Origin of the sequence: Sphaerotilus sp., from assembly GCF_034519685.1 — a bacterium.
In the GTDB taxonomy this organism is placed as follows: domain Bacteria; phylum Pseudomonadota; class Gammaproteobacteria; order Burkholderiales; family Burkholderiaceae_C; genus Sphaerotilus.
On record NZ_JAXHOF010000003.1, the window covers coordinates 834,332 to 848,870 of the forward strand.

12 protein-coding genes are annotated in these 14,539 nt (G+C 69.2%); 7 read left to right on the plus strand and 5 right to left on the minus strand.

All coding sequences use genetic code 11. From position 1 onward, the window contains the following. Nucleotides 1–108: 108 nt before the first annotated feature. Together U5O44_RS07520 and U5O44_RS07525 are read right to left on the minus strand one after the other, a co-directional pair. Complete coding sequence (locus tag U5O44_RS07520) at nt 109–906, minus strand: hypothetical protein (protein ID WP_322587823.1); 798 nt, start codon at nt 904–906, stop codon at nt 109–111. Between the two features lie 300 nt (nt 907–1,206). Further along, a complete protein-coding gene (locus U5O44_RS07525) occupies nt 1,207–2,004 on the minus strand; it encodes a gamma-glutamyl-gamma-aminobutyrate hydrolase family protein (RefSeq protein WP_322587824.1) in 798 nt (265 codons plus the stop codon). A 165-nt stretch (nt 2,005–2,169) separates the two neighbouring features. On the opposite strand from U5O44_RS07525, the gene folE reads away from it, so the two are divergent. The 4 genes from folE to U5O44_RS07545 are packed head-to-tail and all read left to right on the plus strand — an operon-like array spanning nt 2,170 to nt 5,523. Beyond that, entirely contained in the window at nt 2,170–2,922 is a 753-nt protein-coding gene (gene folE / locus U5O44_RS07530) for a GTP cyclohydrolase I (protein WP_416222138.1), read from the plus strand. 6 nt (nt 2,923–2,928) lie between these two features. Beyond that, the gene (locus U5O44_RS07535) at nt 2,929–3,354 is read left to right on the plus strand and encodes a BLUF domain-containing protein (RefSeq protein ID WP_322587826.1); all 426 of its coding nucleotides are present in this window, start codon (nt 2,929–2,931) and stop codon (nt 3,352–3,354) included. A 5-nt stretch (nt 3,355–3,359) separates the two neighbouring features. Further along, nucleotides 3,360–4,202: a DUF429 domain-containing protein gene (locus tag U5O44_RS07540; RefSeq protein WP_322588487.1), complete on the plus strand. Its 843-nt coding sequence runs from the start codon at nt 3,360–3,362 to the stop codon at nt 4,200–4,202. 55 nt (nt 4,203–4,257) lie between these two features. After that, nucleotides 4,258–5,523, plus strand: a complete 1,266-nt coding sequence (locus U5O44_RS07545) for an SUMF1/EgtB/PvdO family nonheme iron enzyme (protein WP_322587827.1) — start codon at nt 4,258–4,260, stop codon at nt 5,521–5,523. Here the strand turns inward: U5O44_RS07545 and U5O44_RS07550 are convergent. Genes U5O44_RS07550 through U5O44_RS07560 form a run of 3 tightly spaced genes read right to left on the minus strand, consistent with a single transcriptional unit; the run spans nt 5,473 to nt 10,229 of the window. Then, nucleotides 5,473–7,566 carry a putative bifunctional diguanylate cyclase/phosphodiesterase gene (locus U5O44_RS07550; RefSeq protein WP_322587828.1) on the minus strand — a complete coding sequence of 698 codons (2,094 nt, stop codon included), beginning with the start codon at nt 7,564–7,566 and terminating at the stop codon, nt 5,473–5,475. The two genes, U5O44_RS07545 and U5O44_RS07550, sit on opposite strands and share 51 nt — an antisense overlap. Continuing rightward, nucleotides 7,563–8,150: a YfiR family protein gene (locus tag U5O44_RS07555; protein WP_322587829.1), complete on the minus strand. Its 588-nt coding sequence runs from the start codon at nt 8,148–8,150 to the stop codon at nt 7,563–7,565. The genes U5O44_RS07550 and U5O44_RS07555 overlap by 4 nt, the downstream gene beginning before the upstream one ends. Nucleotides 8,151–8,201: 51 nt before the next feature. Next, nucleotides 8,202–10,229, minus strand: coding sequence for a TonB-dependent receptor plug domain-containing protein (locus U5O44_RS07560; RefSeq protein WP_322587830.1), 2,028 nt, complete (start codon nt 10,227–10,229; stop codon nt 8,202–8,204). 221 nt (nt 10,230–10,450) lie between these two features. On the opposite strand from U5O44_RS07560, the gene U5O44_RS07565 reads away from it, so the two are divergent. From U5O44_RS07565 to U5O44_RS07575, 3 genes are read left to right on the plus strand one after another with little or no spacing between them, the layout of a single operon-like run. Further along, complete coding sequence (locus tag U5O44_RS07565) at nt 10,451–12,646, plus strand: TonB-dependent receptor family protein (RefSeq protein WP_322587831.1); 2,196 nt, start codon at nt 10,451–10,453, stop codon at nt 12,644–12,646. A 40-nt stretch (nt 12,647–12,686) separates the two neighbouring features. After that, complete coding sequence (locus U5O44_RS07570; protein ID WP_322587832.1) at nt 12,687–13,502, plus strand: quinoprotein dehydrogenase-associated SoxYZ-like carrier; 816 nt, start codon at nt 12,687–12,689, stop codon at nt 13,500–13,502. A 4-nt stretch (nt 13,503–13,506) separates the two neighbouring features. Continuing rightward, the gene (locus U5O44_RS07575) at nt 13,507–14,523 is read left to right on the plus strand and encodes a quinoprotein relay system zinc metallohydrolase 1 (RefSeq protein WP_322587833.1); all 1,017 of its coding nucleotides are present in this window, start codon (nt 13,507–13,509) and stop codon (nt 14,521–14,523) included. The last annotated feature ends 16 nt before the right edge of the window (nt 14,524–14,539 follow it).

Below are 14,539 nucleotides of genomic sequence, written 5' to 3' on the forward strand. Positions count from 1 at the left end.
TGCTGTTCTCCTGCCGGGGCGAGCGGTGCAAGCGCCCGCGCACGCGGCGCTGTGGTCAATGCAAGGCAGCAGGCGGCGGCACGGTGCCGGGCGCGCCAGCGATGGGGGTCAGATACGCAAGCCCTTGATGGTGGCCAGCAGGCGCCGGGGCGAAAACACCGCGGCTTCCGGAACGGCCTCGGCCACATCCAGTCCACGCTTGAGCACATGGTCTGCACCGGCGCGGCCGAAGGCGTCGCCCAGCGCCAGATAGACCACCCGCGTCAGTTCGGCCAGATCGGCGTGTGTGCCGGGCAGCTGCCAGTCGTGCTGCAGGGCTCGGCTCCAGCCACTGCGGAACTGCTGGCGCACTGCCGGGGCGGCCATGCACTCCTCCAGGCGCTGCAGGGCATCCTTGCGCACCTCGTCCAGCGCTTCCCGGTGGTGCCGGTACACCTCGTCCACGATGGCCCGCATCAGCGCACCAAAGATCACGGGAGGCTCCTCGGGCACCTGTGACTGCACGGGTGCGGCGGCCTGTGCAGCGGCCAGCGCCACCGCGACCGGATTGATCACGGGCGCAACAGCAGCAGCAGCAGCCGCCGCGACGGGGACAGGGACCAGCGCCGGTGCAGGCGGCGCAGGAGGACGGGCCGCGGCGCGCGCAGCCTGCATGGCAGGCCAGGGATCCAGCGGCAGCCGGTCGGAGCTTTCGCGCAGCGCCTTGTAGAAACTGTTGTAGAGCCGCTTGACAGAAGCCACATCCAGCAAATTGCGCTGGGCCACCGCGTCGACGAACGCGATGATGTCCGAAACGTTCTCGCCCCGCATCGTCTCGTGCTGCAGCCAGAGTGCCTCGGTCAGCGCAGCTTCATCGAGAAGGTCCGAAAAGACGGACACCGCTGCGCGGCGTCGGGTTGCTTGCATGTCGGCCATGTTCAGACACCCCCACGTCGGTCTTGAATTGAAAATTTCATGCTATCCCGTCGAATGCAGTCGGATCGGCCTCTGACCTGTCAAGAAAGATGCTCAAGAATTATCCGAAAACATCAAATCCTGACATAAATTCACGCGACTTTTCAGGCTGCCCCCCGATTGATGGATCGGTACTGCAGCGTTTTTCACATTGACGCCGACTACAGGGCTATATCGACAGAAGCACAATACTTTCAAGCCGTAACAACAGGGCGAGAACAGCAGGGCGAGGAGTGTCCTCGCCGGGCGCGGTCAGCCTCTTCGGCGCAGACAGGCCGACAGGAAGTCCGAAAGGATCGGACTTCCATCCAGCTGGGTGGCATGGCTCACCCGCTGCGCCATGAACTCCGGATGCCACTGCATGCCGAACACATAGCTCGGACCGTTCCAGCGGATGGCCTCGACCAGTCCGTCCGGCTGCGCGCGCGCCTCGACGGTGAGGTTGCGCCCGAGATCCTTCACTGCCTGGTGGTGGATGGAATTGATCACCGTGGCCTGCACCCCGGGGTACAGCGCTGACAGCCGAGTCCCCGGCACGATGGCCATGGCATGGAACTGCTGGTCGTACTGCTCCAGGTGCAGGTGGCGGACCGAGGATGGCGCCTGGGTGGGGATGTCCTGGTAGAGCGTGCCGCCCAGCGCCACGTTGATGAGCTGGCAGCCCCGGCAGATGCCCAGCACCGGCTTGCCCGCCGCCACGAACGCCTCGAAGAGGTCGATCTCGTAGCGGTCGCGGATGCGGTCTCCGCTCCATTCCGGGCGCATCGGCGTCTCGCCGTAGCTCTCGGGCGCGATGTCGTTGCCGCCCTGCAGCACCAGCCCGTCCAGGTGGCTGGCGTACTCGGACAGGCTCATCTCGCTGCGCGCGATCATGCCGTCCGACTCGATGGCCGGGATCATCACCGCCAGCGCCCGCCCGCCCAGCACCCAATGGGCCACCGACTGCTCCAGATAGTGCAAGGTGCGGGTGAAGACACCGCCCAGATCGGCCACCGGGGTGTTGGGAAAATAGATGCGGGCGGAAATGCCGATCAGCGGGGGGCGTGACATGGAGACTCCTGAGGTTCCGATCCGATGCGTCCATTCTTGCAAACCCTAGGTCGCAGGCCGCGGCAATGTTGCGGATTTGTCCGGGCAAATCCATCCGCAACCGCATGCGGGCATGAAAAAACCGGGCCTGCTAGCATTTGTCACCACTCCGGAAGCCCACGACCGATGAACAGTCCCGCCCACCCTCCTGCCAGCACATCGTCCGGCGACCCAGAACAAGACGCACACCTGGCGACGGGCCGACCGATGTCGGCCGTCATCCGTGACCGCATCCAGTCCTCCGGTCGCCGCTTCCATGCCAACGACAACATTGCCGACTACATCCGGCCCGGTGAACTGGACGCCCTGCTCGACGAGGTGCAAGGCAAGATGACCGGTGTGCTCGACAGCCTCGTCATCGACACCGCCAGCGACCACAACACCCAGGACACCGCGCGCCGTGTGGCCAAGATGTATCTGCAGGAGGTCTTCAAGGGCCGCTATGTCCAACAGCCGCCGGTCACGCAGTTCCCGAATGTGGAGCACCTCAACGAGCTGATGATCGTCGGCCCGATCACCGTGCGCAGCGCCTGCTCGCACCACTTCTGCCCGATCATCGGCAAGCTGTGGATCGGCGTGATGCCCAACGAGCATTCGGCGCTGATCGGCCTGTCCAAGTACGCCCGCCTGGCCGAATGGATCATGAGCCGCCCGCAGATCCAGGAAGAAGCGGTCACGCAGGTGGCCGATCTGCTCAACGACAAGATGCAGCCCGATGGGCTGGCCGTGATCATGGAGGCCGACCATTTCTGCATGGGCTGGCGCGGCGTCAAGGACATGGACTCCAAGATGATCAACAGCGTCATGCGCGGCTCCTTCCTCAAGAATTCCGACCTGCGCCGAGAATTCCTCTCACTCGTCACCCACCGCAAAGGCTGAAGCACCATGCTCGTCCGTCTGCTCTATGCAAGCCGCGCCGATGCGGTCACGCCCGAGATGATCGATTCGATCCTCGCCCAGTCACGCACCCACAACCCAGGCCTCGGCATCACCGGCATCCTGTGCCACGGTGGTGACGTGTTCATGCAGGTGCTCGAAGGCGGCCGGGACGCCGTGAACGGGCTGTACAACGCCATCGTCCGCGACAACCGCCACCACCATGTCATGGTGCTGCACTACGAGGAAATCACCGAGCGGCGCTTTTCCGGCTGGACGATGGGCCAGGTCAATCTGGCCCGCCTCAATCCGTCGATCGTGCTGAAGTACAGCGACCGGCCGATCCTCGACCCCTTCAGCGTCTCGGGTCGCGCCTCGCTGGCCATGCTGGAAGAATTGATCGCCACGGCGTCCATCGTCGGCCGCACCGCTTGAACCCACTGGCCTCGCCCGCCACGCCACCGCCAGCGCCACCGCGGTGGTCGCTGCGCGGGGTGGACTTCACCAGCCGCCCGACCCCGCGCAAGCCCATCGTCCAGGCCGAGGGCGAGCTGGCAGGCCAGGTGCTGCGGCTGACGCGGCTGCGCGCATTCCCCGACGAACGCACATTCGCCGACAGCCTGCGCGAACCCGGACCGTGGCTGGGCGGTTTCGATCTGCCCTTCGGCCTGCCGCGCGAACTGGTCCATGCGCTGGGCTGGCCGGTGTCCTGGGATGCACTGATCGCGCATTACCGGCAACTCGACCGCGCCACGGTCCGCGCCACCTTCGCGGCGTTCTGCGACGCGCGGCCCGTCGGCTCCAAGTTTGCCCACCGTGCCTGTGACCGGCCGGCGGGCTCTTCCTCGCCCATGCAGTGGGTGAATCCGCCTGTGGCCTACATGCTGCACGCCGGCGTGCCCGCACTGCTGGACGCGGGATGCCACCTGCCGGGATTGCACGCCGGGGATCCGGACCGTGTGGCGCTGGAGGCCTATCCCGGGCTGCTGGCCCGCGAAATCCTGGGGCGCCGCTCCTACAAGAGCGATGACCCGGCCCGCCAGACACCGGATCGCCTGCTGGCCCGGCGCGACCTGGTCGATGCGCTGGAGCAGGGCCGTACCCGGCTCGGCCTGCGCCTGAAACTGAGCGTCGCCCAGCACGACGCCCTGGTCGCCGACCCGAGCGGTGACCGGCTCGACGCGGTGCTGTGCCTGCTGCAGGCCGGCTGGGGCGCGCTCCAGCCCCGCCACGGCTGGCCTGAAGTGGTCGACTGCCTCGAAGGCTGGATCCTGACCGCCTGAACGTGGCCCCTGGACGGAGGGCGCGCCAGTGCGTGAAGGAGTTCACAATCCGTGCATGCCTTCCTCCCCTGGCCTGTCCACGATGCTGATGCCCGCCGCAGACCTCGACCACCCGGTCACGATGCGCCATGCAGGACGCGAGTTGCTGTCGCTGGCGCTGATCGACGCACGCAACCGCAGTCTGCGGCTGTTCGCAGCCTTCGAGGATGCGGCACGACCCGACGCGCTGGATGGGACGCCCGCGCCCCTGCAAGGCTCGCCGCGGTGGTGGCTCGGTCAGCTGGGGTGGTACCAGGAAGTCTGGATCGCCCGCAATGTGCAGCGCCACCGCGGGCGGCGCTGCGATGCGCGCGGCATCCGGCTCGCGTCCATCGATCCCCGGGCCGATCTCTGGTGGGATGCGCGCCTGCGCTCGCCGGTCGAGCGTGGCCATGCCGACCTGCCCCCGGCGGCAGCGATTCGCCAGTACCTGGTCGACACGCTGGAAGTGACGCTGGAGCTGCTGATGGACACGCCTGAGCAGGACGCGACGCTGTATTTCTTCCGGGATGCGCTGTTCCATGAGGACCAGCAGGCCGAGCGCCTGATCGAGGCGGCCCAGATGCTCGATGTCCCGCTGGCCGAGGCGACGGCGCCGGGGGTCTGGGTGCCCCACCAGCCGCTGGCGGTCGCGGGCGGACACTGGCACATCGGCATCTCCCCCACGGAGGGTGGCTATCTGTTCGAAAGCGAACGCGGTCGGCGCCTGCAGTCCTGCCCCGACCACGACATCGACGCGCAGCCCGTGTCCTGGCAGCAGTTCCTCGAGTTCGTGGCGGACGGCGGCTACCGGCAGTCCCGCTGGTGGAGCCCGGCCGGCTGGGACTGGGTCTGCCAGACACGGCGCCAGGGACCGGCCATGGTCGAAGACCCCAGCGACGGGCTGACCCAGACCCGCTTCGGCCGCACAGTGCGGGTCCATCCGCAGCACCCTGTCGTGCACGTCAACCTGCACGAAGCCCACGCCTGGTGCCGCTGGGCCGGGCGCCGCCTGCCCAGCGAGGCCGAGTGGGCCCATGCGGCCGAGCGCCTGGGGGGCCACGGCTTCCGCTGGGGCGAGGTGTGGGAATGGACAGCCGACCGGCTGGTCCCCCTGGAGCAGGACCTGGGCGACTGCAACCTGCCACAGCGTGAAGCGTTTCTGGCCGCCTGTGCACGGCAGCGTGTGCTGCGGGGCGGCGCCACCGTGACCCGTGCCCGCCTGCGCGACGCACGGCACCGCAGCCACCGCCTATCCGAGGAGTGCCACGGCCTGACCGGATTCCGCAGCTGCAGCCTGTGAGCCGGCAGGCGGGTGTGCCGTGGTCCACTCGCGCACGAACGGCAGCACCGCCTCCACCCGCAGCGGGCGGGACACCAGATAGCCCTGCACCTCGGCACAGCCCTCCTCGCGCAAGGCGGACAGCTCGGCCTCGCGCTCGACCCCCTCGGCCAGTGTCTTCATGTGCAGGCCGGTGGCCATGTCGATGATGGCGTGCACGATCACCCGGGCATCCGGCTCGGTGGCCAGTGCCTTGACAAAGCAGCGGTCGATCTTCAGCTTGTCGAAGGGGAACCGGCGCAGGTAGGCCATCGACGAATAGCCGGTGCCGAAGTCGTCCAAGGCGATGCGCACGCCCAGCCGGTTCAGCCCGTGCAGCTGGGCCAGCGTGGCCTCGGTCTCGTTGAGCAGGACCGACTCGGTGATCTCCACCTCCAGCCGTGCCGCCGCCAGCCCGCTGGTCGCCAGCACGCGCCCGACCAGTAGCGGCAGATCCTGCGTCATCACCTGCACAGCCGAGAGATTGACCGCCACCGACAGGTGCTCCGGCCAGGTGCTCGCCTCCAGGCAGGCCTGCTCCAGCACCCAGGCGCCGATCTCGTTGATGAGCCCCGCCTCTTCCGCGACCGCGATGAACTCGTCCGGCCGCACATCACCCAGCTCCGGGTGTCTCCAGCGCACCAGCGCCTCGAAGCCGGTGATGGCGCTGCTGGCCAGATCGACCTGCGGCTGGTAGACCACCGAGAGCTGGTCGAGCGTGATCGCCGAGCGCAGCGCCCGCTCCAGCTGCAAGCGCCGCACGACCCCCTCGCTCATGCCCGCATCATAGAAACAGGCCCGTCCGCGCCCGCCCGCCTTGGCGCCGTAGAGCGCAAGGTCGGCGTTCTTCAGCAGCTGATCGGGCTGATCGCCATCCCGCGGTGCCAGCGCAATGCCAATGCTCACCCCCATCGACACGGTCCAGCCCTCGACGTCCACCGAGGTGCACAGCGCTGCCAGCACGCGGTCGGCGATGCGCTGTACCTCCTGGCGGTCGGCGACGTCCCGCAGGACCATCGCGAACTCATCGCCGCCCAGCCGCGCCACCATGTCCCCCTCGCGGGACACTGCCGTCAGGCGCTGGCCGACCACCGTGAGCAGCATGTCGCCCACGTCATGGCCCAGCGCATCGTTGACTGTCTTGAAGCGGTCCAGATCCAGGCAGAGGATGGCAAAGGGATGGCCGGACACACGGGCCAGCGCCTCGTCCAGCATCAACCGGAAGTGGTGCCGGTTGCTCAGCCCGGTCACGGCATCGATGTGGGCCAGCGTGAACAGCCGGGCCTGCTGGCGCTGCAACACCGTTTCACGGGCCTCCAGCTCGCCCAGCAGCCGGTTGAAGCCTTCGTAGAGCGCGCCGACTTCGTCGCTGCGCTGCATGCTGACACGGGTGGTGTAGGAATGGGTCCGGGAGACATCGTGCATCACGTCGGCCAGATCGGCGATCGGTTGGACCATGCCATCCTGCACCTTGACGGCCACCGCGCTGGCCAGCAGGCCGATGACGGCAGCCCCCAGCAGCACCAGCACCGCCCGCGCCAGCGTGGCACTGAACGCAGGCGAGGCATCGGTGCACACCACGAGCTGCCCGACCACGGCACCGTCCACCCGGACCAGCTCCACCACGCACACCAGCGCATGGAACAGCGCATAGGCAGGCGTCTCGGCCGTGAGCCGGCCGATCTCGACAGACGCCGGTACCGACGCGCCTTTCTGGGCGAAGGCAGCGAACACAGCGGCGTGCACATCGAGCAGCGCCGCCCAGCGCACCTCGGGCACGGCGCCCAGTCCCTCCAGCACCCGCTGGGCCGCGGCCGGATCCTCGAAGGACAACGGCGCGCGCACGTTCTGAGCCAGTACCCGCGCCAGGCCACGGGCGCGCTCCTCGACCCGGTGGCGCGAGTCGTGGTATTCGAGCACGGTCACCGCCGCGAACAGCAGCAGCGAGGCCATCAGCGTCGACGCGATGACCACCAGGCTCAGTTTGGTGCGCAGGCGCAGGTTGTCCAGCAGACGGGCAATCACAGGCCGCCCTCTCGCCGGGCGGGGCCCTCGACCACGCGCATCGCCAGGGACAGCAGATCCGCCGACAGCCGCAGGCCAGCCGCCTGCGCAACACCACGGTTGACCTCGAACCGCAGGCGTCCGCTCTGGCGCACCAGGCCGATCACCCCACCCTGCTGCACGAAGTCGGGCAGATCGCTCACCGTGAGCACGGGCAGTCCGCCCAGCGGGCCCAGCGGCAGCCCGGCCTCGGCGATGAAGAGCACATGGCAGCCGCGCACCTCGTCGACCCGGCTCACCCTGCGCCATTGCACAGGCACGCCCTGCAGCGAACGGCCTTCCAGCGCCCGCAGCGCCTGCGCCAGTTCGTCGCGTGCACCGAACTGGCACAGCTGCATCGCACCCGACTTGCCGGGCTGCCCCGTCGGGGGCCACTCGGTGAACTTGGCAAAGTTCAGCACATAGGCGGCCTGCAGCACCGACTCTTCAGGGGCCGCGTCGGCGGGTGGCGCCCAGCCGAGCACGCTCAGCACGGCAGCACCCGCCAGCCGGACGGTCCAGCCGGCACAGCGGGACCGTCCGCACCAGCGTAGCGGCAGAAGCATGGGGACAGCCATGTCGGGGATTGAAGAAGTGTGGTGCGGCGCGTCGGTCGGTCAGTGGCTGAGCTCGACGCGTAACCCGACGCCAGGCGCCACCTCGACCGGCTTGGAGTAGCCGATGTCCGGGTGGATCTCCACCCGCCGCGGCCCGCCCAGGTTGTAGGCCCGGGCGCTCAGCACCACATTGCGGGCCACCGACCAGCGTGCGCTCAGGTCCAGTACCTTGCGAGCCGGGAGATAGCTAGGCGAGGCCGGATCCTGGCCGCGGGAGCCAATGTAGCGCGCCCAGGCATCCACGCTGAGGTGGGGCGAAACGTCATAGGACAGGCGCAGCGTGAGCAGGTGCTTCGGGCTCTGGCTCAGGGCATTGCCGTTGCGGGAGACGGTTTCCGGCACCTCGGTCGACAGCCAGGTGTAGCCAAGCTGCTGGCGCAGCGAAGGCAGGGGCCGCCAGTCAGCCGACAGCTCCACCCCACGCACGACAGCCCGTCCGGCCACCCGGTCCAGCGAAGCGTCGATGTACGGGTTCTGGGCCATCACGACCTGTGGATTGACGGGCACCGAGTAGTGGAAACTGAGCGGGTCGTAGACCTGCCGGAACACGGTCGCGTCCAGCGCCAGCCGCTCGTCGACACGGCTGCGCAGCCCCGCCTGCAGTGCCTCCACCGACTCGACCAAGGTAGGCGCACCGGAGCCGGATCGCAGCAGGATGGGCAGTGGATTGCCCGCCCGACCCGGCGGAATCACGGCCACGGCCAGATCGGCGTCCTCTTCGCCGCGCGACGGCACACGGATCGCCCGCGACAGCGAGGACCACAGCGTCGTGTCGGGGGTCTGTTTCCAGGCCACGGCCAGACTCGGCTGGCTGCGGGTGCCCGCGAAATAGGTGTGGTCCACGCGCAGCCCGCCCACCACCGACAGCCGGTCGTCGAACCCCACCCAGCGGTCCTGGGCGAACAGGCGCCAGTCCAGCAGGCGCCGACGCGCCGGCGTGAATTGCCCGAGACCCTGCGTCTGGTTGTGGTCCGCATACAGGCGGGTGCCCAGCCCCCAGGTGATCTGGTGCGCCGATGCCGCTGGCCGGAACGCATGGGCGAGTTCCAGATCGGCCGTCTGGCTGTCGATGCTCAGCGAGCCACGTTCTTCGCCGGACTCGATGACGAGCATGCCGGCAACCGTGAGCTGGGCGTCGGGCGCCAGACGGCGGGTCAGCGTCGCATGGGCGTGGGCCCGGCTGATGGTCTGGGTCGTCGGAGACTGCAGCAGATACGGCGCCACCACCACGGGCCGCAGGCGGGTGTCCTCGCTGCGGGAGTGCAGCAGCTGCGCCTGGGTGCTGATCCGGGTGTCGGCGTCGATCTCGCGGTCGTGGCGCAGTCCGGCGGTGCGGACGATCGAGGCATCGTTGGCCTCGCCGCCCGAAGGATCGGAGGACTGTCCGGTCCCGTCGATCTGGGCGTACAGGCGCCACGCCCCCTGCGCCGCATTGCCGCTGCTGTGGCTGCCGTGGATGACCGCCGCGCCCTCGCTGCCAAGCTCCACATCGACCTGCCGGCCCAGGCTGTCCTGTGCCTGCCGGGTGATGATGTTGATCACCCCGTTGACCGCATTGGCCCCCCAGACGGCCCCCGCCGGTCCGCGGATGATCTCGATGCGCTCGATGTCGGTCATCGGCACGCGCTGGGTTTCCCACATCACGCCGGAAAACAGCGGCGAGTAGATGCTGCGCCCGTCGATCAGCACCTGCAGCTTGTTGGAAAACCGGCCCGCATCCCCACGCACACCCACCGCCCAGCGGGCCCCGGACAGGCGCGCCACGTCCACCCCCGGCGCGAGCCGCAGCGCTTCCGGCAGCGAACGCACGCCGGTGCGCAGGATGTCGTCGCGGGTGATGACGAACACGGGCGCGGCCACATCGCCCAGGCGGTCGCTGCCACGGCTGGCGCTGACCACCTCGACCCGCATCAGGTCTTCCAGCGACAGATCGGCCAAGGCACGCACCCCGCTGGCGTTCTGTCCCATGGCCAGCGGCGAGATCAGGGCAAGGGACACCAGGGCGGCGAGTGGTCGGATGGCATGCATGAACGTCCGGGGCCACCGTGGGCCCCGCTCCAGGAGAGGTTCTCGCTCATATCGGGCGCGCCGGGGATGAACTTGAGCTGGTGGCGCACTGTCACTTTCTGGCGCAGCGACCACCCCGGACCGGGTAAATGCCGACTGGCAGAGGTCGGTACCGCACGGGTACATCTCCACCCTGGGACCACAGCGCTTGGCCCTGACCGATTCCTCCCACCGAACCGACCATGACCCCGACTGCCCGCTCCGCCGCTGCTGCTCACTCCCTCCGGCCACGCCTGCATCCGATCGCGGCCGTCGCCGCCCTCGCCTGCCTGTGGACCGGCATGCCCGACGCCGCCCGCGCCCAGACGCCCGCAGACGCCTCGCTGGACACCGTCGTCGTCACCGGCTCCCCCCGCGAGCGCCGACTGACCGAAGTGCCCTACGCCATCACCTCGGTGGGCAGCGAGGCGCTGCGCAACAGCGGTCCGATGGTCAACCTGTCCGAGTCGCTGGCCCGCGTGCCAGGGCTGGTGGTGGCCAACCGCAACAACTACGCCCAGGATCTGCAGATCAGCTCGCGCGGCTTCGGCGCCCGGGCGGGTTTTGGCGTGCGCGGGCTGCGGCTGTATGCGGACGGCATTCCCGCCTCCATGCCGGACGGGCAAGGTCAGGTCGCACACTTCGACCTCGCCGGGGCCGAGCGGGTCGAGGTGCTGCGCGGGCCGTTCTCGGCGCTGTACGGCAACTCCTCGGGGGGCGTGATCGCGCTGTTCTCGAAGCCGGTGCGCGAGCGGCAGTTCGAGCTGGGCGTCGATGCCGGCAGCTTCGGCCTGCGCCAGGGGCGGGTGTCGGTGGCGGCACCGCTGGGCGAGGGATTCGACGTGTCCGCCAATCTGTCGCGCCTGTCGGTCGATGGTTTCCGTCCGCAGAGCGGCGCCGATCGCCAGCTCGCCACCGCCCGGCTGGGCTGGAAGGGCGAGCGCGACCGCGTGAGCTTCACCGTCAGTGACCAGAACCAGACCGCCGCCGACCCGCTCGGTCTGTCGCGTGCCCAGTTCGAGGCCGATCCGGACCAGACCACCTCCGTCGCCAGCCAGTACGGCACCCGCAAGGTCATCCGCCAGACCCAGGCCGGTGCCAGCTGGACCCACCAGTTCCGCGACGCCGGCCCGCTGGCGCACACGCAGCTGAGCGGCTACACGGGCTCGCGGGGCGTGATGCAGTTCCTCGCGATCCCTCCGGGGACACAGGCCAATGTGCGCCACGGCGGCGGACTGATCGATTTCGACCGCAAGTACCAGGGGGTCGACGCCCGCGCCCTGTGGCGCTGGGACACGGTCGACCTGACCACGGGGGTGAACGTCGAGACACAGACCGACGAACGCCTCGGCTACAACAACTACACCGGCACGGCCGCCGCCCCCACCGCATTGGGCGTGGCCGGCACCTTGCGCCGCGACGAAACCAACCGTGCCAGCACCCGCGAGGCTTATGCACAGGCCGACTGGGCCTTCGCCTCCGACTGGCAGGCAAGCCTGGGCGTGCGCAGCGGGCAGGTCCGCATGCGTGTGCAGGACGCTTACCTGGCCAACGGGGACGACTCGGGCGCGCTCGACTACCGCTACACCAACCCGGTGGCCGGCCTGCGCTGGCGTGCCAGTTCCGCGCTGACACTGCACGCCGCCGCCTCGCGCGGACATGAATCGCCGACGCTGGGTGAGCTGGCCTACCGCCCGGACGGCACCAGCGGCTTCAACACCGACCTGCAGGCCCAGACCAGCCGCCAGGTCGAACTCGGCGCCAAGTGGCGCGAAGGCGGCCTGGCGCTGGACGCCACCGTGTTCCGCATCGACACCGACCAGGAGATCGGTGTGGCGACCAATGCCGGCGGACGCTCCTCGTTCCGCAACGTCGGCCGCACCGAACGCTGGGGCGCCGAACTCGCGGCCGGCTGGCGCGTGGTGCCGGGGCTGCGGGCGCAGCTGGCCGTGACGCTGCTGCACGCCCGGTACGCCGACGCCTTCGTGACCTGCACCGGCATCCCCTGCACGCTGACCGCCACGACCAACACCACCACCGTGCCGGCCGGCAACCGCATCGCCGGCACCCAGCCGGCCTCCGCCTATGCGGAGCTGGCCTGGGTCACGCCGTGGAGCCCGGACGCCGAAGCCGCCGTCGAATGGCGCGCGCAGGGCCGCACGGTGGTGAACGACACCAACACCGACCACGCCGCCGGCCACGGTCTGGTCAACCTGCGCTACAGCCACCGCTGGCCGGTCGATGCCGCGGCCGATCTGCAGCTGCTGGCGCGGCTGGACAACGTCGCCGGCCGGCGTGTCGTCGGCAGCGTCATCGTCAACGACGGCAACGGCCGCTTCTTCGAGCCCGCCGCGCCGCGCAATGCCCTGGTCTCGCTGCGCTACCTGCGGCGTTTCTGAGCCCACGCCAGAACAGGAACTGGAACAGGAGTCCCACGCCATGCCTAGCCGCCCGATCCTGACCGCCACCGCGCTGCTGTCGCTGTCGCTGTGGCTCACCCCGGCCACCGCGGCCCCGGGTGCCGACCCGTTCGAGGGGGATCCTTACCAGTCGCACCCCTGGGTCGACATGCGCAAGGAATTCCTCGGTCCGACGGCCAAGGCCGTGTTCGACGACCGGGTGCAGGTGCGCGGCCCGGCGTTCGCCGAAGACCCGATGAATGTGCCGATCACGGTCTCGGTGAAGGACTTGCCGGGCGTGGACCGCATCATCGTGCTGGTGGACCGCAACCCGATCCGCAAGGTGCTCGAATACCAGCCGCTGACCGCCCTGCCCAGTGTCTCGTTCCGCTTCAAGCTGGAACAGGCCAGCCCGATCCGTGCCGCTGCGCGCACGGCGGACGGTGTCTGGCATGTCGGCGGCACCCTGGTCGACTCGGCCGGCGGTGGCTGCACCGTCTCGGGCGCGACCCGCAAGGACGGATCCTGGACACAGACGCTCGGCCTGGTCAGCGCGCGGGTCTTCGATGCCACGCCCATCCCGGGCGAACCCGCTGAGACCGCCACCGGTTCGCGCCTGCGCCTGAAGGTCATGCACCCGATGGACACCGGCCTGGTCGGCGGCATCCCGGCCTTCTATGTCAACCGGCTGTCGGTGCGCGACACACAGGACAAGGAGCTGCTGCGCCTGCAGACCTTCGAGCCGGTCAGCGAGAACCCGGTGTTCTCGTTCGACTTCCCCGTCAAGCCGGCCGGCGCCCTGCGCATCGTCGGCACCGACAACAACGGCAACCGCATCGACGCGCGGCTGGAGTGAACGCATGAGCAGACCGTCCACCTTCTCGGTCCAGACCTTCTTGCTCGCAGTGGCCCTGGCGCTGCTGGCGGCGGTGCCGGCCCTGGTCTTCGCCGAGGCGCCCAAGGTCGATCTGGCCCGTTTCGACTACGGCCTGCGCGCCCGCGCGCTGGCCGAGGGTGTCTATGTCGTCGAAGGCGCCAACGACGATTTCACGGTGGCCAATGGCTGCAACATCATCAACACCGGCTTCATCACCACGGGCGCCGGTGTCGTGGTCATCAACACCGGCACCAGCAAGCGTTATGGCGAGCAGCTGCGGGCGCTGATCGCGCGCACGACGCAGGAGCCGGTCGTGCAGGTGGTGCAGCTCAACCTGCACCCCGACTATTTCCTCGGCAACCAGGGCTTTGCGGATGTGCCGCGCGCCGCCACACCGCTGACCCGCGCCGGTGTCGCCCGCGAGGCCGCCGCCTACGAGACCAACCTCTACCGCCTCTGCGGCGACTGGATGCTCGGCACCGAGACCGTGGCACCAGACCGCGACACGCCCGCCACCACCGCAATGGCCCCGGCCGGCAGCGTCTGGACGGTCGGCCAGCGCAGCTTCGAGCTGCGCGAGTTCAGCGGCCACACGGCGTCGGACCTGGTGCTGATCGACCGCACGAGCGGCGTGGCCTTCGTCGGCGGGCTGGTGTTCGTGCAGCGCATCCCGACGACGCCGCACGCGCTGGTGCCGGCGTGGCTGAAGTCGCTGGACGCGCTGGAGGCGCTGAACCTGCGCACGCTGGTGCCGAGCCACGGACCGGTGCAGACCACGGCCGCCGCCGCCCGCGACGGCATCGGCCAGACCCGGCGCTACCTGCAGTGGCTCGACCAGCACTTCAGCCGCTGGGCGGCACAGGGCTGGGAGATGAACGAGGTGCTGCGTGCGCCGGTGCCGGCCGAGTTCCGCGACTGGGCGGCGTTCAGGACCGAGTACGTGCGCAACGTCGCGCACCTGTACCCGGTCTACGAGCAGCAGGTGCTGGGCACGCGGTAGCGGTCGATCGGCCCGG

Excerpts from the sequence above, each read along its gene's own strand:
- U5O44_RS07520 (WP_322587823.1), bottom strand. The coding sequence starts at position 906 with ATGCAAGCAACCCGACGCCGCGCAGCGGTGTCCGTCTTTTCGGACCTT.
- U5O44_RS07525 (WP_322587824.1), bottom strand. The coding sequence starts at position 2,004 with ATGTCACGCCCCCCGCTGATCGGCATTTCCGCCCGCATCTATTTTCCC.
- folE (WP_416222138.1), top strand. The coding sequence starts at position 2,170 with ATGAACAGTCCCGCCCACCCTCCTGCCAGCACATCGTCCGGCGACCCA.
- U5O44_RS07535 (WP_322587826.1), top strand. The coding sequence starts at position 2,929 with ATGCTCGTCCGTCTGCTCTATGCAAGCCGCGCCGATGCGGTCACGCCC.
- U5O44_RS07545 (WP_322587827.1), top strand. The coding sequence starts at position 4,258 with ATGCCTTCCTCCCCTGGCCTGTCCACGATGCTGATGCCCGCCGCAGAC.
- U5O44_RS07555 (WP_322587829.1), bottom strand. The coding sequence starts at position 8,150 with ATGCTTCTGCCGCTACGCTGGTGCGGACGGTCCCGCTGTGCCGGCTGG.
- U5O44_RS07560 (WP_322587830.1), bottom strand. The coding sequence starts at position 10,229 with ATGCATGCCATCCGACCACTCGCCGCCCTGGTGTCCCTTGCCCTGATC.
- U5O44_RS07565 (WP_322587831.1), top strand. The coding sequence starts at position 10,451 with ATGACCCCGACTGCCCGCTCCGCCGCTGCTGCTCACTCCCTCCGGCCA.
- U5O44_RS07570 (WP_322587832.1), top strand. The coding sequence starts at position 12,687 with ATGCCTAGCCGCCCGATCCTGACCGCCACCGCGCTGCTGTCGCTGTCG.
- U5O44_RS07575 (WP_322587833.1), top strand. The coding sequence starts at position 13,507 with ATGAGCAGACCGTCCACCTTCTCGGTCCAGACCTTCTTGCTCGCAGTG.